Annotated in this window: 26 protein-coding genes; 25 read left to right on the top strand and 1 reads right to left on the bottom strand. The window is 40.4% G+C overall.

Features of this window, described 5'->3' with window-relative positions:
• Positions 1 to 120: 120 nt before the first annotated feature.
• Entirely contained in the window at positions 121 to 411 is a 291-nt protein-coding gene (locus tag FKZ59_RS12240; protein WP_141603044.1) for an AbrB/MazE/SpoVT family DNA-binding domain-containing protein, read from the bottom strand.
• A gap of 366 nt (positions 412 to 777) precedes the next feature.
• Between FKZ59_RS12240 and metG the strand changes: the two genes are divergently transcribed.
• The 25 genes from metG to FKZ59_RS12115 all read left to right on the top strand — a co-directional run bounded on the left by metG (position 778) and on the right by FKZ59_RS12115 (position 24,664).
• Positions 778 to 2,739 (top strand): methionine--tRNA ligase, encoded by a 1,962-nt coding sequence (gene metG, locus FKZ59_RS12235; RefSeq protein WP_141603043.1) that lies wholly within the window; start codon positions 778 to 780, stop codon positions 2,737 to 2,739.
• 252 nt (positions 2,740 to 2,991) lie between these two features.
• Positions 2,992 to 3,762: a TatD family hydrolase gene (locus tag FKZ59_RS12230; RefSeq protein ID WP_141603042.1), complete on the top strand. Its 771-nt coding sequence runs from the start codon at positions 2,992 to 2,994 to the stop codon at positions 3,760 to 3,762.
• Between the two features lie 131 nt (positions 3,763 to 3,893).
• On the top strand, positions 3,894 to 5,087 hold the full coding sequence (locus FKZ59_RS12225) for a G5 and 3D domain-containing protein (protein WP_141603041.1): 1,194 nt from the start codon (positions 3,894 to 3,896) through the stop codon (positions 5,085 to 5,087).
• A gap of 151 nt (positions 5,088 to 5,238) precedes the next feature.
• The gene (gene rnmV, locus FKZ59_RS12220) at positions 5,239 to 5,805 is read left to right on the top strand and encodes a ribonuclease M5 (protein WP_141603040.1); all 567 of its coding nucleotides are present in this window, start codon (positions 5,239 to 5,241) and stop codon (positions 5,803 to 5,805) included.
• The gene (gene rsmA / locus FKZ59_RS12215) at positions 5,798 to 6,676 is read left to right on the top strand and encodes a 16S rRNA (adenine(1518)-N(6)/adenine(1519)-N(6))-dimethyltransferase RsmA (RefSeq protein ID WP_141603039.1); all 879 of its coding nucleotides are present in this window, start codon (positions 5,798 to 5,800) and stop codon (positions 6,674 to 6,676) included. Before rnmV ends, rsmA begins: the two co-directional genes overlap by 8 nt.
• 144 nt (positions 6,677 to 6,820) lie before the next feature.
• Complete coding sequence (veg, locus tag FKZ59_RS12210) at positions 6,821 to 7,084, top strand: biofilm formation stimulator Veg (protein WP_141603038.1); 264 nt, start codon at positions 6,821 to 6,823, stop codon at positions 7,082 to 7,084.
• Positions 7,085 to 7,205: 121 nt separating this feature from the next.
• Positions 7,206 to 7,394 (top strand): small, acid-soluble spore protein, alpha/beta type, encoded by a 189-nt coding sequence (locus FKZ59_RS12205; protein WP_141603037.1) that lies wholly within the window; start codon positions 7,206 to 7,208, stop codon positions 7,392 to 7,394.
• A gap of 168 nt (positions 7,395 to 7,562) precedes the next feature.
• Entirely contained in the window at positions 7,563 to 8,429 is an 867-nt protein-coding gene (ispE, locus tag FKZ59_RS12200; RefSeq protein ID WP_141603036.1) for a 4-(cytidine 5'-diphospho)-2-C-methyl-D-erythritol kinase, read from the top strand.
• A gap of 60 nt (positions 8,430 to 8,489) precedes the next feature.
• Positions 8,490 to 9,314: a pur operon repressor gene (gene purR / locus FKZ59_RS12195; RefSeq protein WP_141603035.1), complete on the top strand. Its 825-nt coding sequence runs from the start codon at positions 8,490 to 8,492 to the stop codon at positions 9,312 to 9,314.
• 2 nt (positions 9,315 to 9,316) lie between these two features.
• Positions 9,317 to 9,691, top strand: a complete 375-nt coding sequence (locus FKZ59_RS12190) for a RidA family protein (RefSeq protein WP_141603034.1) — start codon at positions 9,317 to 9,319, stop codon at positions 9,689 to 9,691.
• A 203-nt stretch (positions 9,692 to 9,894) separates the two neighbouring features.
• Positions 9,895 to 10,197: a septation regulator SpoVG gene (spoVG, locus tag FKZ59_RS12185; RefSeq protein WP_141603033.1), complete on the top strand. Its 303-nt coding sequence runs from the start codon at positions 9,895 to 9,897 to the stop codon at positions 10,195 to 10,197.
• A 234-nt stretch (positions 10,198 to 10,431) separates the two neighbouring features.
• Complete coding sequence (gene glmU / locus FKZ59_RS12180) at positions 10,432 to 11,796, top strand: bifunctional UDP-N-acetylglucosamine diphosphorylase/glucosamine-1-phosphate N-acetyltransferase GlmU (protein ID WP_141603032.1); 1,365 nt, start codon at positions 10,432 to 10,434, stop codon at positions 11,794 to 11,796.
• Positions 11,797 to 11,809: 13 nt separating this feature from the next.
• Positions 11,810 to 12,769 carry a ribose-phosphate diphosphokinase gene (locus tag FKZ59_RS12175; protein WP_141603031.1) on the top strand — a complete coding sequence of 320 codons (960 nt, stop codon included), beginning with the start codon at positions 11,810 to 11,812 and terminating at the stop codon, positions 12,767 to 12,769.
• Positions 12,770 to 12,946: 177 nt separating this feature from the next.
• On the top strand, positions 12,947 to 13,570 hold the full coding sequence (locus FKZ59_RS12170) for a 50S ribosomal protein L25/general stress protein Ctc (protein ID WP_141603030.1): 624 nt from the start codon (positions 12,947 to 12,949) through the stop codon (positions 13,568 to 13,570).
• Between the two features lie 140 nt (positions 13,571 to 13,710).
• Positions 13,711 to 14,268: an aminoacyl-tRNA hydrolase gene (gene pth / locus FKZ59_RS12165; RefSeq protein WP_141603029.1), complete on the top strand. Its 558-nt coding sequence runs from the start codon at positions 13,711 to 13,713 to the stop codon at positions 14,266 to 14,268.
• A gap of 88 nt (positions 14,269 to 14,356) precedes the next feature.
• Entirely contained in the window at positions 14,357 to 14,584 is a 228-nt protein-coding gene (locus FKZ59_RS12160) for an anti-sigma-F factor Fin (RefSeq protein WP_141603028.1), read from the top strand.
• Between the two features lie 128 nt (positions 14,585 to 14,712).
• Positions 14,713 to 18,243, top strand: coding sequence for a transcription-repair coupling factor (gene mfd, locus FKZ59_RS12155; RefSeq protein ID WP_141603027.1), 3,531 nt, complete (start codon positions 14,713 to 14,715; stop codon positions 18,241 to 18,243).
• A 235-nt stretch (positions 18,244 to 18,478) separates the two neighbouring features.
• Positions 18,479 to 19,015 carry a stage V sporulation protein T gene (gene spoVT / locus FKZ59_RS12150; RefSeq protein ID WP_141603026.1) on the top strand — a complete coding sequence of 179 codons (537 nt, stop codon included), beginning with the start codon at positions 18,479 to 18,481 and terminating at the stop codon, positions 19,013 to 19,015.
• A 212-nt stretch (positions 19,016 to 19,227) separates the two neighbouring features.
• Positions 19,228 to 20,841: a putative polysaccharide biosynthesis protein gene (locus FKZ59_RS12145; protein ID WP_141603025.1), complete on the top strand. Its 1,614-nt coding sequence runs from the start codon at positions 19,228 to 19,230 to the stop codon at positions 20,839 to 20,841.
• A gap of 8 nt (positions 20,842 to 20,849) precedes the next feature.
• Positions 20,850 to 22,307, top strand: a complete 1,458-nt coding sequence (gene yabN, locus FKZ59_RS12140; protein WP_141603024.1) for a bifunctional methyltransferase/pyrophosphohydrolase YabN — start codon at positions 20,850 to 20,852, stop codon at positions 22,305 to 22,307.
• 3 nt (positions 22,308 to 22,310) lie between these two features.
• A complete protein-coding gene (locus FKZ59_RS12135) occupies positions 22,311 to 22,631 on the top strand; it encodes an RNA-binding S4 domain-containing protein (protein WP_141603023.1) in 321 nt (106 codons plus the stop codon).
• 81 nt (positions 22,632 to 22,712) lie between these two features.
• Positions 22,713 to 23,012, top strand: coding sequence for a sporulation protein YabP (gene yabP, locus FKZ59_RS12130; protein WP_141603022.1), 300 nt, complete (start codon positions 22,713 to 22,715; stop codon positions 23,010 to 23,012).
• Positions 23,009 to 23,506: a spore cortex biosynthesis protein YabQ gene (gene yabQ, locus FKZ59_RS12125; RefSeq protein WP_141603021.1), complete on the top strand. Its 498-nt coding sequence runs from the start codon at positions 23,009 to 23,011 to the stop codon at positions 23,504 to 23,506. The genes yabP and yabQ overlap by 4 nt, the downstream gene beginning before the upstream one ends.
• Before the next feature lie 45 nt (positions 23,507 to 23,551).
• Positions 23,552 to 24,007, top strand: coding sequence for an FtsB family cell division protein (locus tag FKZ59_RS12120; protein ID WP_246045888.1), 456 nt, complete (start codon positions 23,552 to 23,554; stop codon positions 24,005 to 24,007).
• Between the two features lie 231 nt (positions 24,008 to 24,238).
• Complete coding sequence (locus FKZ59_RS12115) at positions 24,239 to 24,664, top strand: S1 domain-containing RNA-binding protein (RefSeq protein ID WP_141603020.1); 426 nt, start codon at positions 24,239 to 24,241, stop codon at positions 24,662 to 24,664.
• Positions 24,665 to 24,973: the final 309 nt, after the last annotated feature.

Raw genomic sequence — 24,973 nt, 5'->3', positions numbered from 1 at the left:
ATCGATACCGCAATCGATGACCTGCGCATAAAACAACATCTATTATTGGACGTTGATTTGAAGGCGAGTTCGATGCCGTTATCGATTGTCTGCTGGGCTGATGGGCATTCTTCCCCAATATTAGTCGTTTTTGTGTTTGTTTAAGTGTTCTTGAATTTCTTTCAATAAGATTTCCGCACCTTCCGGACTTAAAATCAATTTACCTCCGGCTAAACGGAAATTTTGGTCTGAAACTTCGCCTGTAATTGCACATGTCATATTTGGCATGTACTTTTTAAGAATGATTTTATCATCGTCAACATAGATTTCCAATGCATCTTTTTCATTGATGCCCAACGTACGGCGAAGTTCAATCGGAATAACTACGCGTCCCAACTCATCAACTTTGCGAACAATACCTGTAGATTTCATGACAATGTTTTCCTCCTATTTTGCGTCATATTTAGAATAAATCTCGTATTCGCCAAAATTCGACATTTATTCCTTGTCTGTTTAGAATAATACCAATAAAAGGAATAAACGTCAATAATTTAGCATTGAAGATTTGTGAAATATTAAAATAAATTATAAAAATTCATTTTTTTTATTAAAAAAATATGATTATCAAAAGGTAAATAACAAAAAAAGTGTGTGTATGATAAAAAAGTTCCAACCAATTTTTGCTTATGAAAATTAGTAAATATAGTCAAAATTTTAGTATAATATGTTAGCGTTGAAACAAAAATCGTTAATCGTTACAATTAATACTATATATCGTTAACATTGGAGGCAGTTTCGGTGAGCGAGAAAAAGGCTTTTTATATAACAACCCCAATATACTACCCAAGCGGAAAATTCCATATTGGAACAGCTTATACGACAGTGGCTTCGGATGCCATGGCACGTTATAAAAGATTGCGTGGCTACGATGTCCATTTCTTGACAGGAATGGACGAGCATGGCCAAAAAATCCAGCAGAAGGCGAAGGAAGCGGGAAAACATCCGCAGGAATACGTAGATGAAATTGCTAAAGCCGCACAAGAGTTGTGGAAGAAACTGGATATCTCGTACGACGATTTTATTCGGACGACTCAAGAACGTCATGTAAAAAGCGTTGAGAAAATCTTCAAGAAATTTTTGGATAACGGAGATATTTATAAAGGAGAATATGAAGGCTGGTATTGCACGCCTTGTGAATCTTTCTTCACAGAAACCCAGTTAGTGGATGGCAACTGTCCGGATTGTGGACGCCCTGTCCAAAAGTTGAAAGAAGAATCTTATTTCTTTAATATGCAAAAATATGCGGATCGCCTGCTTCAATATTACGAAGAAAACCCTGAGTTTATTGAGCCGGAATCACGGAAAAATGAAATGATTAATAACTTTATTAAACCAGGGCTTGAGGATCTTTCTGTTTCAAGGACATCCTTTGATTGGGGAATCAAAGTGCCGGGAGATCCTAAGCATGTGATTTATGTTTGGGTGGATGCTCTAACGAACTACATTACAGCATTAGGATACGGTTCAGACAATGATGAACTGTTTAAAAAATACTGGCCTGCGGATGTACATGTAGTTGGCAAGGATATCGTCCGTTTCCACACGATTTATTGGCCTATTTTCTTAATGGCATTGGGTCTTCCTTTGCCGAAGAAAGTATTTGCCCACGGTTTCATCATGATGAAGGACGGAAAAATGTCAAAATCAAAAGGCAATGTTGTATATCCGGAAATGTTGATCGACCGTTACGGAGTCGATGCAACAAGATATTTCTTGCTGCGCGAATTGCCATTTGGGGCAGACGGAGTATTTTCGCCGGAAGCATTTGTTGAACGGACAAATTATGATTTGGCGAACGATTTAGGAAACTTATTAAATCGTACGGTTTCCATGATTAATAAATATTTTGACGGTGTCATTCCGACAGAGGGATTGGAAGAGACCGAATTCGATGCTTCATTGAAAGCGCACGCAAAAGAGACAAAGGCTTTATATGAAGCGAATATGGAAAAAATGCAATTCAGTGTTGTTCTGGCGGACTTGTGGTCATTTATTTCAAGAACAAACAAATATATCGATGAAACGGAGCCATGGGTCTTGGCGAAAAATGAAGAAAACCGTGGCAAATTGGCTCAGGTCATGTACAATTTAGCCGAAAGTTTGCGGCATATTGCAGTAATGTTACAACCGTTTATGACTCAAACGCCAAAACGCATTATGGAGCAACTTGGTTTAGATGAAAAATTATTGGCCTGGGATACGATTGAGGAGTTCGGAAATGTTATACCGGAAAAAACAAAAGTGGTAGAAAAAGGAATTCCGATTTTCCCTAGGCTGGACGCAGAAGTAGAAATTGAATATATCCGAAATCAGATGCGTGCCAGTGTAAAAACACCGCAAGAAGAAGAGAAGAAAAAATCGGAAGTGCCAAATATGCCCGAAATTACCATTGAAGACTTCCAAAAACTTGATTTGCGGGTAGGTACGGTTATTGCATGCGAACGGGTACCAAAAGCGGATAAATTGCTGAAGCTTCAAGTGGATTTAGGATACGAAAAGCGTCAAGTGGTATCAGGCATTGCAGAGTATTATAAGCCCGAAGAATTGATAGGCCAGAAAGTCATTGTAGTGGCCAATTTGAAACCGGTAAAACTCCGCGGCGAGCTATCACAAGGTATGATTTTGGCAGGTTCCCATGATGGGGTATTAAAAATTGCAACAGTGGATCCTGCTTTGGCCAATGGGGCTAAAGTAAAATAATGAGTACAGCCTGTTGGATGGAGCCATTCAACAGGTTTTTTTATGATTAAAACCTATAGTAAATGTTATTTTAATATAATAAATTATGTTAGAAAATAGAATTTCATGAAAACGTTTTAGGAGTAAAAAACTAATTTTGTTACAAAACAATAAGTAGAATTCTCTGAATCTCATTTCTTGTAATCAAATTGTAATCGTTTTGTGAAATAAGTAATACATGAGAACAATACAATATACGGTAGGTGTAGCAAAATGTTTATTGATACACATGTACACTTAAATGCAGATCAATTTCAGGAAGATTTGCAAGAAGTCATCGACCGGGCACTTGCAGCAAAAATAGAAAAAATGGTAGTCGTTGGCTTCGATCGAAAAACGATTGAACGGGCGATGAACCTTATAGAAAAATATGAATGCTTATATGCAGTAATTGGGTGGCATCCGGTAGACGCTATTGATTGCACAGAAAAAGAATTAACATGGATTGAAGAGCTGACCCACCATCCGAAAGTGGTAGGAATTGGCGAAACAGGGCTGGATTATCACTGGGATAAATCACCGAAAGAAGTCCAGCAGGAACTTTTCCGAAGACAGATTCGTCTGGCGCAAAAGGTGAATCTCCCCATTGTAATCCACAACCGGGAAGCAACCGGAGATGTGGTGAGAATTTTGAGGGAGGAAAATGCCCAGACGGTAGGTGGTGTCATGCATTGTTTCAGTGGCAGCGTCGAAACGGCACGGGAATGTATCAAGATGAACTTTATGATCAGTTTAGGCGGACCCGTGACATTTAAAAATGCCCGCATGCCAAAATTGGTGGCAAAAGAAATTCCGTTGGAGCATTTATTGATTGAAACCGATGCGCCTTATTTGGCGCCGCATCCATATCGCGGAAAACGGAACGAGCCCTCGTTCGTACCGTTGGTTGCAGAGGAAATTGCCCGCCTAAAAGAAATTTCTGTGGAGGAGGTTGCGAAGGCGACGACGGAAAATGCAAAAAAAATTTTCAGGCTGGATGTATAAAATGAAAAAAAGCCTCCGATACTGCAGTTTAATAGGGTTATAACCTGCAAAACTAGTAAATGATAATATTTATTAGTTGACATAATCAAAACTTACCCGTATAATTCAACGGGTGTTAAGGAGGCGTTTTAATGTCAAGTAATCCCATACAAAAACTATTTTTTGGGAATAGACATCAACCATTATTGGTCACCATTTTGTTCACGGTGCTTTTTGCCGTAGTCATTACCTTTGTCCTGTATCAGGGAACGAAAAAGCCTGTGACCATCATAGCGAATGGAGAAGAAATGAAAGTATTGACTCATGCCGAGACAGTTAAAGAACTTTTCGAAGAAAAGGATTTAGATATTACGAGGCATGACAAATTGTCTCATCCGCTGAATGCAAAAATCAAATCCGGCATGAAGATTGAATGGACCAAAGCTAAACAAGTAACCATCATCATTGATGGAAAAGAGCAAAAGCTTTGGACAACAGAAACAAAAGTAAAAGATATTTTGGATGCAGCAAATATCAAAATATCCGAATATGATGTAGTCTCCATTCCGCTGGATAAAAAAATAGACGACGGAGATAAAATTAAAATTAACAAAGCCTTCCAAGTAACACTTGTGGATGGTACCGCAAAAAAACAAGTGTGGACTACTTCCACTACGGTCGCTAACTTTTTAAAACAGCAAGAAATCAAACTGAATGAACTGGATCGTGTCGAAAAGAATTTGGACGATCAAGTGAAACCAAATGACAAAATTGCGATTGTTCGTGTCGAAAAGGTTACCGATGTAGTGGAGGAAGAAATTGACTTTCCAGTGGAAACAAAATCCGATTCTTCCCTGTTAAAAGGAAAAGAAAAAGTCATTTCTGAAGGAAAAAAAGGAAAAGTTTCAAGGACTTACGAGGTTATAAAAGAAAACGGCAAAGTTGTAAAGAAAGTACTGAAAGATGAGAAAATCCTTGAAGAACCAAAAGCAAAAGTGGTTGCTGTAGGTACAAAGGTGGTTACGGCACAAGCATCCCGTGGAAAAAATGCAAGAGGAAAAGAATTTTATGTGATTGCGACTGCCTACACCCCGTCCTGTAATGGCTGTTCCGGGACATCTGCAACAGGAATCAATTTGCGTGGAAACCCTAATTTGAAATTGATTGCAGTTGACCCGAATGTTATTCCTTTAGGTTCAAAAGTTTGGGTTGAAGGATATGGATATGCGATTGCCGGTGATACCGGAGGCGCAATCAAAGGAAATAAAATTGACGTATTGGTACAAACAAAGGAAGAAGCCAACAGATGGGGGCGCAAGACAGTTCGCATAAAAGTGTTAGACTAATTAAATCATAATCCTTATTGGGCTTTCCTGCAATATACAGGAAAGCTTATTTTTTATTTATGTGAGAAAAATATAAGCAGACATTTCTTGTGCAAAAAGTTGATGTTTTGTACAATTGTCCAAGATAAAAAGTAAGAAGAGAGGTACTGCCTTGGAAATAAAAGAAATCATCGTGGTGGAAGGTAAGGATGACACGATTGCCATAAAGAGGGCGGTCAATGCGGATACAATTGAAACGAACGGTTCTGCCATTTCCGAAGAAACGCTGCGCCGCATCCAGCATGCCCAAGAAAAGCGCGGTGTCATTGTATTTACAGATCCCGATTATCCCGGAAGACGCATCCGGGCGATTATCGAGGAACATATTCCTGGAGTGAAACATGCCTTTTTGCCAAAAGAAAAGTGTATTGCCGAAAACGGAAAAGGCGTCGGCATTGAACATGCGAGTGATGAAGATTTGCGGGAAGCCCTGAAAAACGTCTATACGCCTTTGAGAGAGAAACCGGCGAAAGAAGAAATTACGATGGGTGATTTAATGGATGCGCGGCTCATTGGGCATCCATCGGCAAAAAATCGCCGCATCCGGTTAGGGGAAATATTGAATATTGGGATGACGAACGGCAAACAGCTCCATAAGCGCCTGATGATGTTTCAAATTTCCTATGAACAATTTATACAAGCAGTAGCGCAAATTGATCAGGAGGAACAAAATGAATAAAGATATAGCTACGCCAATACGTACGAAAGAAATTTTAAGGAAATACGGTTTTTCTTTCAAAAAAAGTTTGGGGCAAAATTTTATTATTGATTCAAATATTCTGCGGAATATCGTGCGTTACGCAAACTTGACCGAAAAAAGCGGTGCAATAGAAATTGGTCCGGGCATCGGCGCTTTGACGGAGCATTTGGCGAGAAATTGTAAAAAGGTTGTCGCATTTGAAATCGACGGACGGCTTATTCCTGTCTTGGAAGATACATTGAGCCCTTACTCGAATGTAAAAATTATCCATAAAGATATTTTAAAGTCGGATGTGGCAAAAGTCATCGAAGAGGAAATGCAAGGAATCGAGGATATTATGGTAGTCGCCAATCTTCCTTATTATGTCACAACGCCGATTTTGATGAAGTTATTGCATGACAGACTGCCGGTGCGCGGTTTTGTCGTCATGATGCAAAAAGAGGTGGCTGACCGCATTACTGCGGAACCTGGCACAAAAGATTACGGATCATTGTCCATTGCCGTGCAATATTATACGACTGCGGAAGTGGTCATGACTGTGCCGAAGACGGTATTTATGCCGCAGCCGAATGTGGATTCTTCGGTCGTTCGGTTAATAAAGAGGGAGTCTCCTCCAATTCAAGTGGCTGATGAAGACTTTTTGTTTACGGTGACGAGAGCGGCTTTTGGCCAACGAAGAAAAACCATATTCAACAATTTGCAATCAGGGCTTCCAAAAGGAAAAGAGAAAAAACAACAAATTTTGGATGCCTTGTCGGCATGCGGAATCGACCCGTCCCGCAGAGGCGAAACGTTGACGATTGAAGAATTCGGGAAATTATCGAACAGTCTTTTTCCACATTTTCACTAAATTTTCCGAATATGATAATAAAAACTTACTTTTTTTGAAGAAAAATAAGTTGACAACGATATTTGTCTGCTGTTAAAATATTATAATTTATTGACAGAATGGCATTTCTGCGCTATAATGATAAATAGTGAGGTGAATGCGGAAATGCCAAAAACATTAGCAGAGATAAAAAAAACGATGGATGAACACATCGGGAAGCCTTTGCGTTTAAAAGCAAACGGAGGACGCAAAAAAACAGTTGAGTGCAATGGAATTTTGAGCGAAACCTACAATGCGGTATTTGTTGTCGAACTGGACCAGAAAGAAAATGCTTGCAAACGTGTCTCCTATAGCTACACAGATATTTTAACGGAAGCTGTGGAAATCACTTTTTTGGATGACAATAACGAAGCACTCGCAGTCAAATAAGTTCTGACCTGTTGTAAATTGTAGACAAAGCCGATTTTTTCATCGGCTTTGTCTACAATTTTTTTTGGAACTTGCACATACTACGACTGTCAACCTACTTATTTGAAGGAGGCAAATTTCTATGGCACGAAGAGGCGGAATCATGTCGAATCGTCTAAAAGAGGAAATTGCAAAAGAGCTCGGGTTTTATGATGTCGTCCAACGGGAAGGTTGGGGAGGAATTAGAGCCCGAGACGCAGGCAATATGGTGAAGCGGGCTATCGAAATGGCTGAACAAAGTCTGGCGCAGCAGAACCAAAACAATCAATAAGTAGGGTTGACATGATTGCCAATAGCTCTGATAATGAGCTATTGGCATTTTTATATAAAGAAATTACTGAATATTTCATGTTTAAGATTTAACATCTATGGTGATAGCTTCATTATGGTACAATATACGGAAGAAATTTACCGCAGATAGTCTGTTAGGAGGATTAAAATGCTTTATGTAAAAGCTCCTGCCAAAATTAATTTAACCCTGGATGTACTTTTTAAACGTCCAGATCAATATCACGAAGTGGAAATGGTGATGACGACGATTGATTTGGCTGACCGGATCGAGCTTGATTTAAGAAGTGACGGGAAAATCTTAGTGTATTCTTCAAGCGGCATTGTTCCGGAAGATGAACGAAATCTGGCTTATCAAGCCGCGATGCTGTTGAAAAATACATATCAGGTCGATGAAGGGGCGACGATTACAATCCATAAAGAAATTCCCGTTGCTGCCGGGCTGGCCGGAGGAAGCAGTGATGCTGCCGCGACATTGAGAGGTTTAAACAAACTATGGAATTTAAATATATCCATTGATGCTTTGGCAGAGTTGGGAGCAAAGATCGGCTCGGACGTCCCATTCTGTGTCTATGGGGGTACTGCTTTGGCAACGGGCAGGGGTGAAAAAATAAAGGCTTTGCCTGCTCCACCGTCCTGCTGGGTCATTCTTGCAAAGCCGAAAATCGGTGTTTCAACAGCCAAAATTTACGCAAACTTAAATTTGGAAAATATGCAACATCCGAACACAAAGCAGATGATTCAGGCTTTGGAAAACAATGATTATGCTTTGATGTGCAGATCTCTCGGGAATGTTCTCGAACCGGTTACATGCTCTTTGCATCCGGAAGTGGCTTTCATCAAACAGCAAATGCTCCGTTTTGGTGTAGATGCTGCATTGATGAGCGGAAGCGGTCCAACTGTATACGGGCTGGTGAAAAACGAATACAGAATTCATCGGGTATACAATGGATTAAAAGGTTTTTGCGATGAAGTTTATGCGGTGCGCATGTTGGGCAAGAGGAATTCACTTGCCTAAACCCGTACATTTATGATACTTTTTCTATAAAATATTCGTATTTTATTAGGAGAGGGTCGCATGAAATGGAAGCGTAGCGAGCGCTTGGTTGATATGACACATTATTTGCTGGAACATCCCCATCAATTAATTCCACTCACATATTTTGCCGAATTGTATAATGCCGCAAAATCCTCAATCAGTGAAGATCTGGCCATTATCAAAGGAACATTTGAAACGAGAGGAATCGGGGAATTAGTGACAGTTCCCGGAGCGAGTGGGGGCGTCAAGTATATTCCCACCGTATCGGATGAAGAAACCCGGGAAATCATTCAAATATTAATTTCCGAATTGAGCAAGTCGGATCGTCTTCTGCCTGGAGGATATTTATTCATGACGGATTTATTGGGAAATCCGGAATTGATGAACCGGGTAGGGAAAGTTTTTGCCAGCGTTTTTAAAGATCAACAAATTGATGCAATCATGACGGTTGCAACGAAGGGGATTTCCATTGCCCACGCCATCGCCCGACATTTAAACGTGCCGGTTGTTGTTGTTCGCAGGGACAGCAAGGTGACAGAAGGCTCAACCGTGAGCATCAACTATGTATCAGGTTCTTCCAGAAGAATCCAAACAATGGTATTATCAAAGCGTAGCATGAAAAGCGGCCAACGGGTTTTGCTTACCGATGATTTTATGAAAGTTGGAGGAACAATGAACGGCATGAAAAGCCTGTTGGAGGAATTTGATTGCACTTTGGGAGGAATTGCAGTCCTTGTTGAGGCAGAACATGCGGGTGAAACCCTTGTGGATGATTACTATTCGTTGGTAAAACTTCATTCCGTGAATGAAAAAGAGAGAACCATTCAATTAAGCGAAGGAAATATTTTTTCAAAGGAGAGATGATCATGAAAGCAGTATCTACAAAAAATGCCCCACAAGCAATCGGTCCTTATTCCCAAGGAATTATTGCCAACGGATTTTTCTTTAGTTCAGGGCAAATTCCTTTGACTCCTGAAGGGGAATTGGTGGAAGGAGACATCGTCGCACAAACAAACCAGGTGTTCAAAAACTTAAAAGCGGTCCTTGCAGAAGCCGGTTTAACGTTGAATCATGTTGTAAAAACAACTGTATTCTTAAGTGATATGAACGATTTTGCAAAAATGAATGAAGCCTATGAGGCAAATTTTGGCGATCATAAACCTGCCCGATCTGCAGTTGAAGTAGCGAGACTTCCAAAAGATGTAAAAGTAGAAATCGAAGTAATTGCTGCCTTTGAATAAACGATAAGAGAAGCGATGAATTCCAAAAAGGATTCATCGCTTCATTTTTTTGTCAAAACGTCATGAACCAAAAACCTCTATTTACAAAAATATAAAACACTTAAAAATATTCTAAATTTTTTTCGTAAGTAAGAAGGAGATTTTTTAGTTTTGTAGAATTGAATAGCTTTAAAGGCATCCTAGAGGAAGAGAGGAGTGAAATCATGGAAGTGACTGACGTAAGACTTCGACGCGTGCAGACAGATGGACGCATGCGGGCCATTGCATCCATCACACTGGATGATGAATTTGTGGTACATGATATTCGGGTGATTGATGGAAATAACGGGCTCTTTGTGGCTATGCCAAGCAAAAAAACACCGGATGGGGAATTCCGTGATATTGCACACCCAATTAATTCAAAAACACGCAATAAAATCCAAGAAGTTGTGTTGGCTGCTTATCACGCTGCCGGTGAAGAGGAAAAAGCCCAAAATGAATCCCAATTAGAAGAAGCAAATGCATAAAACAGTGTCCCAAGAGTAAATGATTTTACTTTTGGGACACTTTTTTTATAAACGGATTTTTTGCAAAACTGAACGTTTTTCATAAATGTTCATAAAAAAAATAATATGAAAACAGAAATGAAAAAAATATAATAGAGAGGAAGAGACGCCAAGACCATTTTACAATGCCTTGAAAATCGTCCCAAATTACTATATAGTCATAAGAGAACATGAGCTGAAATTGGGGGACTTTGAATGACGAATATTTATGCGATTGTGTTGGCTGCCGGTCAAGGTACTCGCATGAAGTCCAAATTATACAAAGTGTTACATCCGGTTTGTGGAAAGCCGATGGTTGAACACGTTGTTGACAATATATCTGCATTAAATGTAAACCGTATTGTAACAATTGTTGGTCACGGAGCCGAGAAAGTAAAAGAACAGCTTGGCGAAAAGAGTGAATATGTACTTCAATCCGAGCAACTTGGAACAGCCCATGCTGTCATGCAGGCTGAATCGATATTAGGCAGTTTGGAAGGAACTACATTGGTGATTTGCGGAGATACGCCTTTAATCCAGGCAGAAACAATGAAAGCGCTTCTTGACCACCATATCGCACAGAAGGCAAAAGCGACAATTCTTACAGCTATTGCCGAAGATCCGACAGGGTATGGCCGCGTCATCCGGGATGAACAAGGCCAAGTAGCGCAAGTCGTGGAACATAAAGATGCAACGCCGGATCAGCGTTTGATAAAAGAAATTAATACTGGAACATATTGCTTTGACAATAAAGCATTATTTGAGGCGCTGAAATCGGTGAATAATAATAATGCACAAGGCGAATATTATTTGCCAGATGTTATTGAAATTTTAAAACAAAAAGGCGAAACGGTTGCGGCATATACTTGCGAGGATTTCAACGAAACCCTTGGAGTCAACGACCGAATAGCCCTGTCCCGCGCGGAAGAAATCATGCGGGAACGCATCAACAAAAAACATATGGCGAACGGGGTAACGATAATTAATCCTTCAATGACGCATATTAGTATCGATGCGGAAATTGGCCGGGATACAATTATTTATCCGGGCGTTGTGATTGAAGGGAAATCGGTGATTGGTGAAGATTGCATTATCGGCCCTAATAGCCAAATTTCCAATAGCAAGATTGGCAACCGGTCCGTAGTGAAACATTCCGTAGTGCAGCAAAGCGTTATTGGAGAAGATACTTCTGTCGGTCCATTTGCTCATCTAAGACCGGAAGCGGAAATAGGAAACCGTGTAAAAATCGGAAACTTTGTCGAAGTGAAGAAAAGCACACTTGGAGATGAAACAAAAGTTTCTCATTTAAGTTATATAGGTGACGCTGAGGTCGGGAAAAATGTTAATATAGGTTGTGGTTCCATTACCGTTAACTACGACGGCAAAAATAAATACAAAACGATTATTGAAGATAATGTATTTGTCGGATGCAATTCCAATTTAGTGGCTCCTGTCACATTGAGGACAGGATCGTTCATTGCAGCCGGATCTACGATTACGGAGGAAGTGCCGCAAGATTCCTTGGCAATCGCCCGCGCAAGACAAACCAATAAAATCGATTATGCAAAAAAATTAAAGTAATTAGGAGGCCATCATGCCGTATTCATATGCTGACACAAAGTTGAAAATATTTTCTTTGAATTCCAATTATCCATTAGCACAAGAAATTGCGGAATTAATGGGTGTAGAATTGGGGAAATGTTCCGTTAAACACTTCAGTGATGGGGAAATTCAAATTAATATTGAAGAAAGTATCCGCGGTTGCGACGTGTTCATTGTCCAATCAACTTCCCATCCCGTAAATGAACATTTAATGGAATTGTTAATCATGATTGATGCCGTAAAACGGGCATCTGCCCGCACAATCAATGTTGTGATGCCGTATTATGGTTATGCCCGACAAGATCGGAAAGCAAAAGCGCGGGAACCGATTACTGCCAAATTAGTGGCAAACTTATTGGAAACTGCCGGTGCGACACGGGTAATCGTAATTGATTTACATGCTCCACAAATTCAAGGATTCTTTGATATATTGATTGACCATTTAATGGCGGTTCCGTTGCTCTCTGATTATTTTAAATCCAAAAACTTCTCTGAAGATGAGGTAGTTATCGTTTCTCCGGACCATGGTGGAGTAACGAGAGCCCGCAAAATGGCTGAACGCTTGAAAGCGCCGATTGCCATTATCGATAAGCGCCGGCCAAGACCTAACGTTGCGGAAGTCATGAATATCGTGGGAAATGTGGAAGGGAAAATCTGTATCTTAATTGATGATATCATTGACACAGCAGGCACCATCACAATCGGTGCAAGCGCATTGATTGAAAACGGCGCGAAGGAAGTCTATGCATGCTGCACGCATCCGGTGCTGTCAGGTCCGGCGATTGAACGGATTCAAAATTCCGTCATTAGAGAATTGGTCGTTACAAATACAATCAAGCTGCCTGAGGAAAAAATGATTTCAAAAATTACTCAATTATCGGTAGCTCCATTAATGGCGGAAGCGATTTCCCGCATCTATGAAAACAAATCCGTAAGCACTTTATTTGATTAAAAACCAAAATGTAGACAAATTCCGGGACGAATTTGTCTACATTTTTTTTATTTTGGAAAGAATGATGAAGTATAAGAGCTTTTCTAAAAAATTGTGCAATGAATGGAAACTTTCAAAAAGTGGACTATAATTAAAAGTGGGTATAGTCCGCAATTTTCTATAGGAGGGGTTGAAATTATGAGCACAGTATTACAAGCGACAAAACGTAAAACTGGTGTGCGTTCAGAGTTGTCCCAACTTAGAAAAGGAGGAAAAGTACCTGCCGTTATTTACGGCTACAATATCGAAAACACTCCAATCGCAGTCGATTATAAGGAAGTGGCGAAAGAAGTCCAAAAAAGAGGAAGAACGGGTGTTTTCGATTTAGATGTGGAAGGAAAAAAAGTAAAGGCACTTATTCAGGAAGTGCAAAGAGACCGATTAAACGGAAAAGTATTGCACATTGATTTCTTATCTGTAAACATGGAAGAAGAAGTGGAAGTTGAAGTGCCAATCCATGCGGTTGGAGAATCCGTCGGCGTAAAAGAAGGCGGAGTATTGACGCAAATTTTGGATACATTGAAAATCAAAGTGAAACCGGCTGAAATTCCGGAAAAAATCGATATTGATATTTCGAATTTAGGTATTGGAGATACACTTTTTGTAAGCGATATACGGGAAAGAGTGAATTATCAAATTATAGAAGGCGATGACGTAACCGTCTTTACAGTCACTTCACCGGCGACTGCCCGGGATGCAGGCCAAGGTGACAATGACAACCAGGATATCAAAGCTACAGAAGCTCCTGAATCGCAAGCGTAAAAAAACGGGGTTGTCCAAGATGTTTGGACAACCCTTTCTTGCGTTTAATTTGCGGGCCGAGATATTTCTTTTAAGTAGGAACACTTTGATATTATGTGATAAAATAAGCAACGATTAGATATAATAAAAGGAATGGTTTCATGAAACTGATTGTTGGTTTGGGAAATCCCGGAAAGCAGTATGAAGGGACACGGCATAATATCGGGTTTATGTGTGTGGATGCTTTAGCCGCGAAGTGGAATGTGCCGCTAAAAGAAACGAAATTTAAAGGCATGTATGCCATTGCCCATCGTCCTGAAGGGAAAGTCATGTTGTTAAAACCGTTGACTTTCATGAATTTATCCGGCGAATGTGTCCGGCCGATCGTTGATTACTTCGATATAGATATTGATGATATAGTTGTTATTTACGATGATCTGGATTTAGAAACCGGAAAACTCCGGCTTCGCCAAAAAGGAAGCGCCGGCGGACATAATGGGATGAAATCGATCATCCAGCATCTAGGAACGCAGGAATTTAAACGCATTCGTGTTGGGATTGGCCGTCCTCCAGCCGGCATGAAAGTTCCTGATTATGTTCTTTCCAAATTTTCAAAAGAAGAGGAGCCGTTGATTGAACAGGCGGTTGAAAAAGTGGTTCAAGCTTGCGAATTGTGGCAATCCAAAAAGTTTATTGATGTCATGAACGAATTTAATTAATTCCCCTTTCCATCAATGAATTGAGGTGCATAATTGTTCACTGAACAGTCTATACTTGGAATATACCCGAGCTTGAAGGAGGTCCAGTATGGCTGTTCGTTATCGTTGCAGATATTGCAATACGGAATTAGGTTCTTTGCCTTTTAACGAAGAAGAAACGATTCGCAAGATTCATTTGTTTGAAGTTGGAGAAATTGAAGAATTTATTGAAAAGGACGAACTGGGAGAAACAATCATACATTGCATTTGCGAACATTGCGAAGAATCGTTGCGGCAATTCCCTGATTATTATGCTTTAAATAAATGGATTCAATGAAAGTACGCTTTGGGCGATAAAGTCCAAGGCTTTTCCAATATTTTTCATTTTTAGTAGTGAACGGCATGTCTAATGGATTCATAGATTACATATACAGGAAGTTCGTCTTATCGGAAGGAGGTACCTGTATGCGGGTAATTTCGCAATTAATCTCTCAAGATAAACATATAAATAAGCTGATTCACAATTTGAAAGACCATGCGGTACAGTCGCAATTAATTACAGGATTGAACGCCAGTGCCCGTGCCGTTATAATTGATGCACTTTTCAGAGAGTTAAAACGGCCATTATATATCATTTCCCCCAGCCTGTTGCAAGCGCAAAAGTTGGTAGATGATTTAACATCTCTTGCAGGGGAAGAAAACATCCATTATTATCCAGCCGATGAATTTATTGCGGCGGATATGACCATTACATCGCCGGAACTTAGGGCGGGACGAATTTCCGCACTTGATCACATGGCAAGGGAAGAAGTCGGAATCTATGTCATCCCTGTTGCAGGTATGAGAAAATTGATGACACCTGTAGGGCAATGGAAACAAAATGTTTTAGAAGCACATGTCGGACAAGAAATTAATATAGACCAATGGCTTTCGAAATTAGTTGAAATGGGTTATACAAGAAGTCAGATGGTAACAACCCCAGGTGAGTTTGCATTGCGTGGAGGAATACTGGATATCTACCCACCATATGCAGAGTCACCATTTCGTATTGAGCTTTTTGATACGGAAATCGATTCCATTCGCGAATTTTCTGCCGATGATCAACGCTCCATTAGAAAATTGGAGTCATGCCGTATTCTTCCGGCCATTGAATTGCTGCTTACAATGGATCAGCGCAGTGAATTGGCTGAACGTCTTGAAAAGGCGCTGGCAAAAAGCATACAAAAGGTAAAAAAACAGGAAGTAAAAGAGGCGTTATATGAAAACATCCAGTATGATATAGAAATGCTCAAACAAGGAAATTTGCCCGACCATGTAACCAAGTACGGTTCTTTATTATATGACCATCCGGCATTTTTAGGAGATTATTTTTCAAAAGACGGCATCGTTTTATTTGATGAGCTGGGAAGAATTCAAGAGGTATGCGAAGCCTGGGAGAGGGAAGAGGAAGAGTGGTTCATTTCATTGATTGAGGAAGGGAAAATGGTCCATGATGTTCAACCTTCTTACTCTTTCAAAAAAATATTTTCAAAACTAGATTTGCCGAAAGTCCACTTTATGTTGTTTACCCGCAGTTTTACCGGCATCCGTTTTGACCAGACCATGAGTTTTTCTTGCAAGCCGATGCAACAGTTTCACGGGCAAATGTCTTTTCTGAAAAATGAGGTTGAGCGTTGGAAACAAGAAAAATTCACCGTGATTATCGTGGCAGAGAAAGAACGTTTAGAGAAAATAAAAAATATGTTGGAAGATTACGAGATTGATGCCATTATAGGACCGCCTTCCGGAGAAGGTATTTTCCTGGTGGAAGGCCAACTGACTTCCGGATTTGAATTGGGATTGCAACGCATTGTCATTGTAACAGATGATGAATTATTCAAGCAGCAAACGAAACGCAGAAAAACCCGTCCTCAAAAAATGACCAATGCGGAACGAATCAAAAGCTATACAGAAATCAAACCGGGAGACTATGTGGTCCATGTTCATCATGGAATTGGGAAATATCTCGGCATCCAAACCCTTGAAGTAAACGGAACCCATAAAGATTACCTCCATATTCGTTACCGGGGCGATGATAAATTATTTGTGCCCGTCGATCAAATCGATTTAGTCCAAAAATATGTTTCTTCGGAAGGGAAAGAACCAAAGCTCCATAAGCTGGGCGGTACGGAATGGAAAAAAGCGAAGGCGAAAGTTTCCTCCGCTGTGAAGGATATTGCCGAAGAACTGATTAAACTCTATGCAAAACGGGAAGCGGAAAAGGGATATGCATTTTCTCCGGATACGGATGAACAACGGGAATTTGAAAGTGCATTCCCTTATGAAGAAACGGAAGACCAGCTTCGGACCATCATGGAAGTAAAGCGGGATATGGAAAGGGAACGACCAATGGACCGGCTTATTTGCGGAGATGTAGGATATGGGAAAACGGAAGTGGCCATCCGCGCGGCCTTTAAAGCGATTATGGATGGAAAACAAGTAGCGTTCCTTGTCCCGACGACCATTTTAGCACAGCAGCATTACGAAACCATTTGCGCGAGATTCGAAGGGTATGCGATTAATGTCGGATTGCTCAGCCGCTTCCGCACGAGAAAAGAGCAGGCGGAAACAATAAAGGGATTAAAAGATGGAACGGTGGATATCGTCATCGGGACCCATCGGCTTCTTTCGAAAGATGTTGCTTTCAAAGATTTGGGATTATTGATTGTCGATGAGGAACAACGATTTGGTGTTGCCCATAAAGAAAAAATCAAACAATTAAAAACGAACGTAGATGTATTGACGTTGACGGCCACACCGATTCCAAGAACCCTCCATATGTCCATGATCGGCGTTCGGGACCTTTCGGTTATTGAAACACCTCCGCAAAACCGGTTTCCTGTCCAAACGTATGTGATGGAGTACAGCCCGGCGTTGGTGCGGGAAGCCATCGAAAGAGAAATTGCCCGCGGAGGCCAAACATTTTATTTATATAACCGCGTGGAAGATATGACGAAAAAAGTGGAAGAAATTCAGACACTCGTACCGGAGGCCCGCGTCGGATATGCCCATGGAAAGATGTCTGAATCCCAATTGGAATCCGTGATTTTGAACTTTTTAAACGGTGAATTTGATGTGCTTGTGACAACGACAATTATTGAAACCGGCGTCGATATGCCGAATGTCAATACGCTGATTGTCCAGGATGCAGATAAAATGGGGCTCTCCCAGCTTTATCAATTGCGCGGCCGCGTAGGAAGATCGAACCGGGTGGCGTACGCGTATTTCATGTATCAGCGGGATAAAGTATTAACGGAAGTGGCGGAGCAGCGTCTTCAGGCGATTAAAGAATTTACGGAGCTGGGATCAGGTTTTAAAATTGCCATGCGCGACCTTTCCATTCGCGGTGCCGGAAACTTGCTCGGGGCCCAGCAGCACGGATTTATCGATACGGTGGGATTTGATTTGTATACCCAGTTGCTGGAAGAGGCTATTGCCGAACAAAAAGGCGAAAAACGCGAAGAGAAGGAAGAAGTGGAGATTATTTTGCATGTAGATGCATATATCCCTGATAAATATATTCCTGACGGATATCAAAAAATTCAAATGTATAAGCGGATTAAAGCGATGGAAAACCCGGAAGATTATCATGAAATTGTCGAAGAACTGCACGATCGGTTTGGCGACATGCCTCCCGAAACGGAAAGACTTTTGCGCATAGCGCGGATAAAAGCATGGGCAGGCAAATCCGGCATTGTTTCGATAAAAGAAAAGCAGAAAATCATTTCAATTGTGTTTTCTGAAGAAGGCACAAGAAATCTCGATGGTTCAGTCGTTGTTTCGGAAACGATGAAGTTTGAAAAAGCGGTTGGTTTTAGCATGGACGGACCGATTTTGACGATCACCATCGACGGGAAAAAATGCGGAAACAACGAACCGTTGGATGTGCTGGAGCAAGTGGCTGAAATTATTTATAAAGCAAGGAAGAATAATGTAGTGGAACAGGAAGCAAAATAAGACTGTAAACATGACCCAAATACTCATTTGGGTCATTTTGTTTACCCCAATATTTTGCTTGTTTTTCATTAAATTGTTATATTTTTAAAATTTTTGGGGCATATTAATTTTACAATTTTTCGATGCAATAAAAACATTTTACACAAAATCCTCCGCATGTATTTTTTGCATACTTTGCCTAAAGATTAAGCATACTATTTGTGAAATTAAGACTTCAGAAAGCGAGGCAGCGTAGATGAAAGCAACAGGAATAGTTCGTCGAATTGATGATTTAGGTCGTGTTGTAATCCCGAAAGAAATCCGCAGAACCATGCGGATACGAGAAGGAGATCCTTTGGAAATTTATACTGACCGGGAAGGGGAAGTTATTCTAAAAAAATATTCACCTATTAATGATTTAGGCGAGTTTGCAAAAGAATATGTAGAATCTTTGTATGAAACAATAGGCACTCCTGCTTTAATCAGCGATCGTGATGAAATGATTGCAGTGGCAGGATTGTCGAAAAAAGATTACACAAATCGCCGTCTTTCACCTTTTGCGGAGGAATTTATGAAACAACGGAATATTGTATTGGAAAAACAGGAAACAACAATTGAGTTGGTGCCAGGCCAATTCGAACAAGTAAAATCCTATTGCGTGGCACCGATTGTGGTAAACGGCGACACAATTGGGGCAGTGTATCTTCTTTCAAAAGTCCATTATTTAAGCGAAGTGGAGCAAAAAGCAGCGGAAACGGCGGCTCATTTCTTGGCAAAGCAAATGGAGAATTAGAAAGAATTTGGAAACAAACATTATGAAAAAACATCATTTTCTCTTAAGGGGAAAATGATGTTTTTTTTTAGTGTTATTGAAAAAATAAGAAAATATTGGAAGAATAACAGATGGATTATTTTTTTGTTATCGGGAAATAGGAAAGTTGTTTTATTATTTGAAAGAGTCTTTGGTATACTTTCTTATGTGAAGAAAGGAAAGAGAAAACAAATATGTCAAATTCGATCGGATTGAAAGGCTATATGAAGGGGGCACTGCTCTTAACCGTCTCGGCTCTTATTGTAAAAGTGCTGAGTGCAATTTATCGGGTCCCTTTTCAAAATTTAGTGGGAGATGCCGGCTTTTACATTTACCAGCAAGTTTATCCGTTTATATCATTTTTTGTTGCATGGACATCGGGCGGATTTGCCGTTGCCATTTCAAAAATGCTGGCAGATGCGGAGCTCGGCCGGGATGCCATCCGAAAAAAAGGCATCATTGCTAGAACGGTATTTTTATATCTGTCAGGTTTGTCGTTGATGTTTTTTTCAATCTTATTTTTTGGGGCGGAATTACTGGCGGATTGGATGGGGGATGAAGAGTTGTCCCCACTCCTAAGAACAGGCGCTTTTGTGACGTTGTTTATGCCGTTTTTGGCGCTGATGAAAGGAACATTCCAGTCCCGGGGGGAGATGGCGCCCGTTGCGAAAGCCCAAGTATTTGAACAATTGATCCGTGTGACCATTATTTTGGCAGGAGCTTTTTTCGTGATGGCTGTTTCGGGTTCCCTTTATTCCGCGGGGAATATGGCTGTGTTAGGAACCGTGGCCGGAGAAGCGGCAGGAGTATTTTTAATGGTTCATTACTTTAGAAAAGTATTCAATCTTTCTTTATTTCAACATGCAAGGGGCCGGGAAAAGAAATGGCCGATCATCAAAGAAGTGACCGTTTTAAGCATCAGCATCAGCATGAGCAGTTTGTTGCTTCTGTGTTTTCAGCTCATTGATTCCTTTACTGTGTATTCATTGATGGTGGAAAGCGGAATCGATGCCCAATCGGCCAAGGAAATGAAAGGGATTTATGACCGTGGACAACCCCTCGTTCAATTAGGGATTGTAATTGCTTCCTCGCTGTCGATTGCGGTTGTTCCTCTTGTGGCGATTCAGTCCAAAAAGAAAACCGGAAGAGGAGCGAAGCCTTTTATTCAATTGACTTATCGCACGGCGCTTTTGTTTGGCGTAGCCTCTTCGCTTGGCCTCGTCATTGTCATGCCATATGTAAATGAGATGTTGTTTGAAACCAATTCCTTGCAGAAGGTATTGTCAGTCTTTGTTTTGCAAATTGTTCCGCTCTCGATCATTCTGACATTTACGGCCATTTTGCAAGGAATGGGAAAATTGAAGGTGCCCTTTGTTATTTTGACAGGTGCCATCATTTTCAAAGCAATCGGGAATGTTGTCCTTGTTCCCGTTTGGAATGTTTTAGGATCGGCTGTCGCTAGTACGGCGATGTTATTTATAGCTGCAATATTAATGGCGGTTTATTTAAAAAAATTAACATTTGTCCAATTGGCTCCTTGGGATTTTTACATAAAATTAAGCGGTGCAAGCATTGCCATGGCCATCGCAGTCATCATAATCGATCAATGTTTCGGCGTGTTTGGGGGAATCTTTGGCAACAGCAGAATGGAAGCCGCCGTTTTCGGCATGATCTTGATTGCGGTAGGAGCTTTTGTATTTTTGACATTTGTGGCAAAATCCCGGATGCTTTCGGAAAAAGAATGGTTCTTCATCCCTTTGGGACGCCGGATGGCCGCTTATCAGCTTTGGTTAAATAATCGAAAGTAGGTGGTTGTATGCAGATTACAATCGTTGGACTCGGATCGTCGGATTATGAACAATTGCCAATGGGCGTGTATAAAAAATTGAAAGAAGCAAAAAAAGTGTTCGTTCGTACAATGGATCACCCTGTTCTTGCGGAATTGCAAAAGGAAGGATTGCGATTTGAAAGTTTCGATGAAGTATACGAAAAACATGATGCTTTTCAGCCTGTATACGAGGAAATTGTTGAACGTTTGGTAGAAGCCGCGAAGGACGGGCAAGTGGTCTATGCCGTTCCCGGGCATCCTTTAGTGGCGGAACAAACGGTGCAAATGCTGATTGAGGCTGAAAAACAAGGCAAAGTCCAAATTTCCATCGAAGGGGGACAAAGCTTTTTAGATGCCATTTTCACCGCGTTAAAAATTGATCCCATTGAAGGATTCCAATTGTTGGATGGAACAAGTTTCTCCATCCATGATGTCAATATGCGTTGCCATGTGCTGATTGCCCAAGTGTATGACCAGTTCAGCGCTTCCGAGGTAAAATTAAAATTGATGGAAAAATACAGGGATGATTATCCGGTCACGGTTATTACCGGTGCGGGATCCAGCAATGAACAGCTTCAAACCGTGCCGCTATATGAATTGGATCAGACGGTGGAACTCAATAACTTGACAACGGTTTATGTTCCGCCGGTAAAAAGCGATTTGGATGCTTTAAAAGATTGGACGACTTTCAGAAGGATCATTGCGACGTTGCGCGGCCCGAACGGCTGCCCGTGGGATCGCAAGCAAACCCATGAAAGCTTAAAAAAATATTTGATCGAAGAAGTTCATGAGTTTCTTGCAGCGGTCGATGAAAAAGACGATTTTGGCATGGTGGAAGAACTCGGGGATATTTTGTTGCAAGTGTTTTTGCATGCCCAAATCGGAGAAGATGAAGGTTACTTCAATTTGGAGGAAGTATTAGAAAGTATTTCCGGGAAAATGATTCGCCGCCATCCGCATGTTTTTGGCGACATCAGCGTAAAAGATGCCGATGAAGTCGTATTGAATTGGGAGGAAATTAAAAAGAAAGAGAAGGGCAAACAGGAGGAATCGCTGCTTAAAGGAGAATACCGCCCTGGTTCCTCATTGCAAACGTCCTATAATTATCAGAAAAAAGCCGCTTCAGTCGGCTTTGACTGGCCTGATGCAGCCGGAGCGATCAAGAAATTTGAAGAGGAATGGCAGGAATTTCGCAATGAATTAGAGAAAGGTACAAATGACACTATATTGGATGAGTTTGGGGATGTATTGTTCACTCTTGTCAATATCGCCCGTTTTTATAAAATCTCCCCTGAGGAAGCGATGATTCACGCCAATGAAAAATTTGCAAAAAGGTTTAGATTTGTCGAAGAACAGGTAAGAAAGAGCGGAAAATCTTTCGAAGATTTTACATTGGAACAATTGGACGAATTTTGGAATGAAGCAAAACAATTAGAAAAGGAGTAGCCTATGCGACTAGACAAGTTTTTAAAAGTATCCCGATTAATTAAACGCCGCACATTGGCAAAAGAAGTGGCGGATCAAGGACGAATCACCATCAACGGAAAAGTGGCAAAAGCTTCTACCGATGTCAATGCCGGCGATGAACTGACTATCCGTTTTGGACAAAAAATCGTCACTGTCCGGATTGAAGAAATTAAAGAAAATGTCCGTAAAGAAGAGGCCGGCAAAATGTATACCATCATCAAGGAAGAAAAACTGGATAAAATCGAACCAGAATTTATTGATGATGAAGAAGATAAAGAGAGAAGAAAAAATATTTTTTTATAGCATGGCACGGGTTTGTTGTCATGCTTTTTTTATTTCCCGCATAAAGTGAACAGAACAAACCATTAGAAGGAGGAACGGATTATGACACAATTACATCAGGAAAACAATTATACTATCACTTCCGGTGATCACCTTGTGACTGTGAGAAATAGAAAAAGATTGGATATGACATCAGTAAAGGAAATTGAAAGATTCGATCAGGAGGAATTTTACGTACGGACTTCCCAAGGTCATCTGCTCATTCGGGGGGAAGAATTGCGCATTGTCCATTTGGATGTGGACAAAGGGTTATTGACATTGGAAGGCAATGTCAAAGCTCTTCAATACGATGATGACGACGCAGGGTTGGCTAAAGGCTTTCTCCATAAATTGTTTGGATGACGGTCAACGAACAATTTTTCAGCATCGTAATAATGGCGGCGAGCGGCATCCTTATTGGCGCGGTTATTGACGCAACAAGAATCTGCATCAGCGCCTTGGCTCCCAAGTCATTATTACGAAAAATATCTTGGATTCTCGAAATCATCGTCTGGGCTTTATTAGGTGTTGCCAGCTTTTATATCATTTTCATCATAAAGGGTGGAGAGTGGCGTTTAGTCGACCCATTATCACAAATCTTAGGCATCTTTCTTTATGAATCGATATTTCAGCCATTTTTCCGATTTCTTGGCCGGCTGTTCATTATGTTGATCGTTCGGCCGATCATCGCCTTTATCAACTTTGTTTTCAAAATGATCCGGGGAATGATCCGTCTGCTTGTACGAATCATCAAGATATTCATTTGGCCGTTCTATAAACTTTGGACCATCATCCAAAAACCTTTTCAAAGAAAATTTATAAACATGAAAAGAGCCATCTTCAAAAAGCAACCATAACTAAGGTATAATGACATTATAGTGAATTTTCGGGAGGTGACGGATGTGGGTAATGGCTATCATCGGAAACAAACCATGAATGTTCGTAAAATCGAAAATGATTACGTTCGTACAGCGGACCGCCAATTGGAAAAAAAGGTAAAGAAGAAAATAGGATTGAGAAGAAGGCTGACAGCATTTTTCATTATCGCATCCGTCGTCCTGGTTTGTTTGATGGGCATGATTTTGAACCAAAACGAAAGATTGGCGGAAAAAGAAGCGCAAAAAGAGAAGATGCTGGCGGAGCTGGAAGAAGTAAAAAAACAACAGGAGCAACTAAAATTGCAAATAAAGAAGCTGGAAGATGACGAATATATTGCAAAACTGGCCCGCAAAGAGTATTTCTTGTCCGATAAAGGAGAAATCATTTTTACGATTCCAAAAAAGGATCAGGAAAAAAAAGATAAAGATGAAAAATCAGCTGAAGAAGAGGAAAAGCATAAAGAAAATAGTGATAAATAATGTTTATCGGACCTTCATAATATTTTTCTGACAAAAAGAAATTTTTGTAAAAAGTGATGATAAAATTCAAAAAATAGATGCCGAAAAAAGAGTTGTCTTGTTGACACTCTTTTTTTGTCGGCTATAATGAAAGAGAGCAGTTACATTTTTTTTGCTCGTATATAATCTATATATAACAAAAATTCTGGCTTAGTTTTAGCCGCTAAATTTTTAAGGAGGAGCATTTTTTTTATGTCAATTGAAGTAGGCAGCAAATTACAAGGGAAGGTCACAGGAATTACAAATTTTGGAGCATTTGTTGAGCTGCCAGATGGTAGAACGGGCCTTGTCCACATTAGCGAAGTAGCTGATAACTACGTAAAAGACATCCACGATCATCTCAAAGTCGGAGATATTGTGGAAGTAAAAGTGTTAAATGTAGAAGAGGATGGAAAAATTGGACTTTCCATCAGAAAGGCTAAAGACCAATCAGAAAGACCTGACCGTCCTCAAAGACCACGTCGAGACCACCGTTCAAATGAACGAAATGAACGTCAATCGAGAGAAAGCTTTGAACAAAAATTGGCAAAATTTTTAAGAGATAGTGATGAGCGTCTTGCTTCATTAAGACGCGCAACTGAGTCAAAACGAGGTGGACGTGGCGCAAGAAGAGGGTAGTTTGCTGTCTATTAAGTGAAGAAGTTTAGCGTAAATAAATTGTCAAAATATAGAGGTAACATCATCGGTTCACCGTAAAAAAGAGTCGACTATTTCCTGCCAATAGTCGACTTTTTTTTATAAAATCAGTACCCATTTCACTTGTTTTTGCCGAGCATATGTTTCGTAAATGCATTGCGCTTCAAAGATTGACGCCAATTTAGTGGGGCGAGAAAGCTTTTAGGAGTTATATCTAAAAAGTTTTTAATACCCATACAATATTATGTTGTCATAAAAAACTGTTATTGCAATCAAATAAATATTGATGAA

It is taken from the genome of Ureibacillus terrenus (assembly GCF_006569205.1).
In the GTDB taxonomy this organism is placed as follows: domain Bacteria; phylum Bacillota; class Bacilli; order Bacillales_A; family Planococcaceae; genus Ureibacillus; species Ureibacillus terrenus.
This window is presented reverse-complemented; position numbering and strand designations above follow the sequence as displayed.

What these genes read in the sequence shown, in the direction of transcription:
- FKZ59_RS12135 (WP_141603023.1), top strand. Translation starts at nt 22,311, where the DNA reads ATGCGACTAGACAAGTTTTTAAAAGTATCCCGATTAATTAAACGCCGC.
- spoVT (WP_141603026.1), top strand. Translation starts at nt 18,479, where the DNA reads ATGAAAGCAACAGGAATAGTTCGTCGAATTGATGATTTAGGTCGTGTT.
- FKZ59_RS12190 (WP_141603034.1), top strand. Translation starts at nt 9,317, where the DNA reads ATGAAAGCAGTATCTACAAAAAATGCCCCACAAGCAATCGGTCCTTAT.
- FKZ59_RS12240 (WP_141603044.1), bottom strand. Translation starts at nt 411, where the DNA reads ATGAAATCTACAGGTATTGTTCGCAAAGTTGATGAGTTGGGACGCGTA.
- yabN (WP_141603024.1), top strand. Translation starts at nt 20,850, where the DNA reads ATGCAGATTACAATCGTTGGACTCGGATCGTCGGATTATGAACAATTG.
- FKZ59_RS12205 (WP_141603037.1), top strand. Translation starts at nt 7,206, where the DNA reads ATGGCACGAAGAGGCGGAATCATGTCGAATCGTCTAAAAGAGGAAATT.
- FKZ59_RS12160 (WP_141603028.1), top strand. Translation starts at nt 14,357, where the DNA reads ATGGCTGTTCGTTATCGTTGCAGATATTGCAATACGGAATTAGGTTCT.
- rsmA (WP_141603039.1), top strand. Translation starts at nt 5,798, where the DNA reads ATGAATAAAGATATAGCTACGCCAATACGTACGAAAGAAATTTTAAGG.
- ispE (WP_141603036.1), top strand. Translation starts at nt 7,563, where the DNA reads ATGCTTTATGTAAAAGCTCCTGCCAAAATTAATTTAACCCTGGATGTA.
- mfd (WP_141603027.1), top strand. Translation starts at nt 14,713, where the DNA reads ATGCGGGTAATTTCGCAATTAATCTCTCAAGATAAACATATAAATAAG.
- spoVG (WP_141603033.1), top strand. Translation starts at nt 9,895, where the DNA reads ATGGAAGTGACTGACGTAAGACTTCGACGCGTGCAGACAGATGGACGC.
- yabP (WP_141603022.1), top strand. Translation starts at nt 22,713, where the DNA reads ATGACACAATTACATCAGGAAAACAATTATACTATCACTTCCGGTGAT.
- FKZ59_RS12170 (WP_141603030.1), top strand. Translation starts at nt 12,947, where the DNA reads ATGAGCACAGTATTACAAGCGACAAAACGTAAAACTGGTGTGCGTTCA.
- FKZ59_RS12145 (WP_141603025.1), top strand. Translation starts at nt 19,228, where the DNA reads ATGTCAAATTCGATCGGATTGAAAGGCTATATGAAGGGGGCACTGCTC.
- FKZ59_RS12230 (WP_141603042.1), top strand. Translation starts at nt 2,992, where the DNA reads ATGTTTATTGATACACATGTACACTTAAATGCAGATCAATTTCAGGAA.
- FKZ59_RS12115 (WP_141603020.1), top strand. Translation starts at nt 24,239, where the DNA reads ATGTCAATTGAAGTAGGCAGCAAATTACAAGGGAAGGTCACAGGAATT.
- FKZ59_RS12225 (WP_141603041.1), top strand. Translation starts at nt 3,894, where the DNA reads ATGTCAAGTAATCCCATACAAAAACTATTTTTTGGGAATAGACATCAA.
- purR (WP_141603035.1), top strand. Translation starts at nt 8,490, where the DNA reads ATGAAATGGAAGCGTAGCGAGCGCTTGGTTGATATGACACATTATTTG.
- yabQ (WP_141603021.1), top strand. Translation starts at nt 23,009, where the DNA reads ATGACGGTCAACGAACAATTTTTCAGCATCGTAATAATGGCGGCGAGC.
- glmU (WP_141603032.1), top strand. Translation starts at nt 10,432, where the DNA reads ATGACGAATATTTATGCGATTGTGTTGGCTGCCGGTCAAGGTACTCGC.
- veg (WP_141603038.1), top strand. Translation starts at nt 6,821, where the DNA reads ATGCCAAAAACATTAGCAGAGATAAAAAAAACGATGGATGAACACATC.
- pth (WP_141603029.1), top strand. Translation starts at nt 13,711, where the DNA reads ATGAAACTGATTGTTGGTTTGGGAAATCCCGGAAAGCAGTATGAAGGG.
- FKZ59_RS12175 (WP_141603031.1), top strand. Translation starts at nt 11,810, where the DNA reads ATGCCGTATTCATATGCTGACACAAAGTTGAAAATATTTTCTTTGAAT.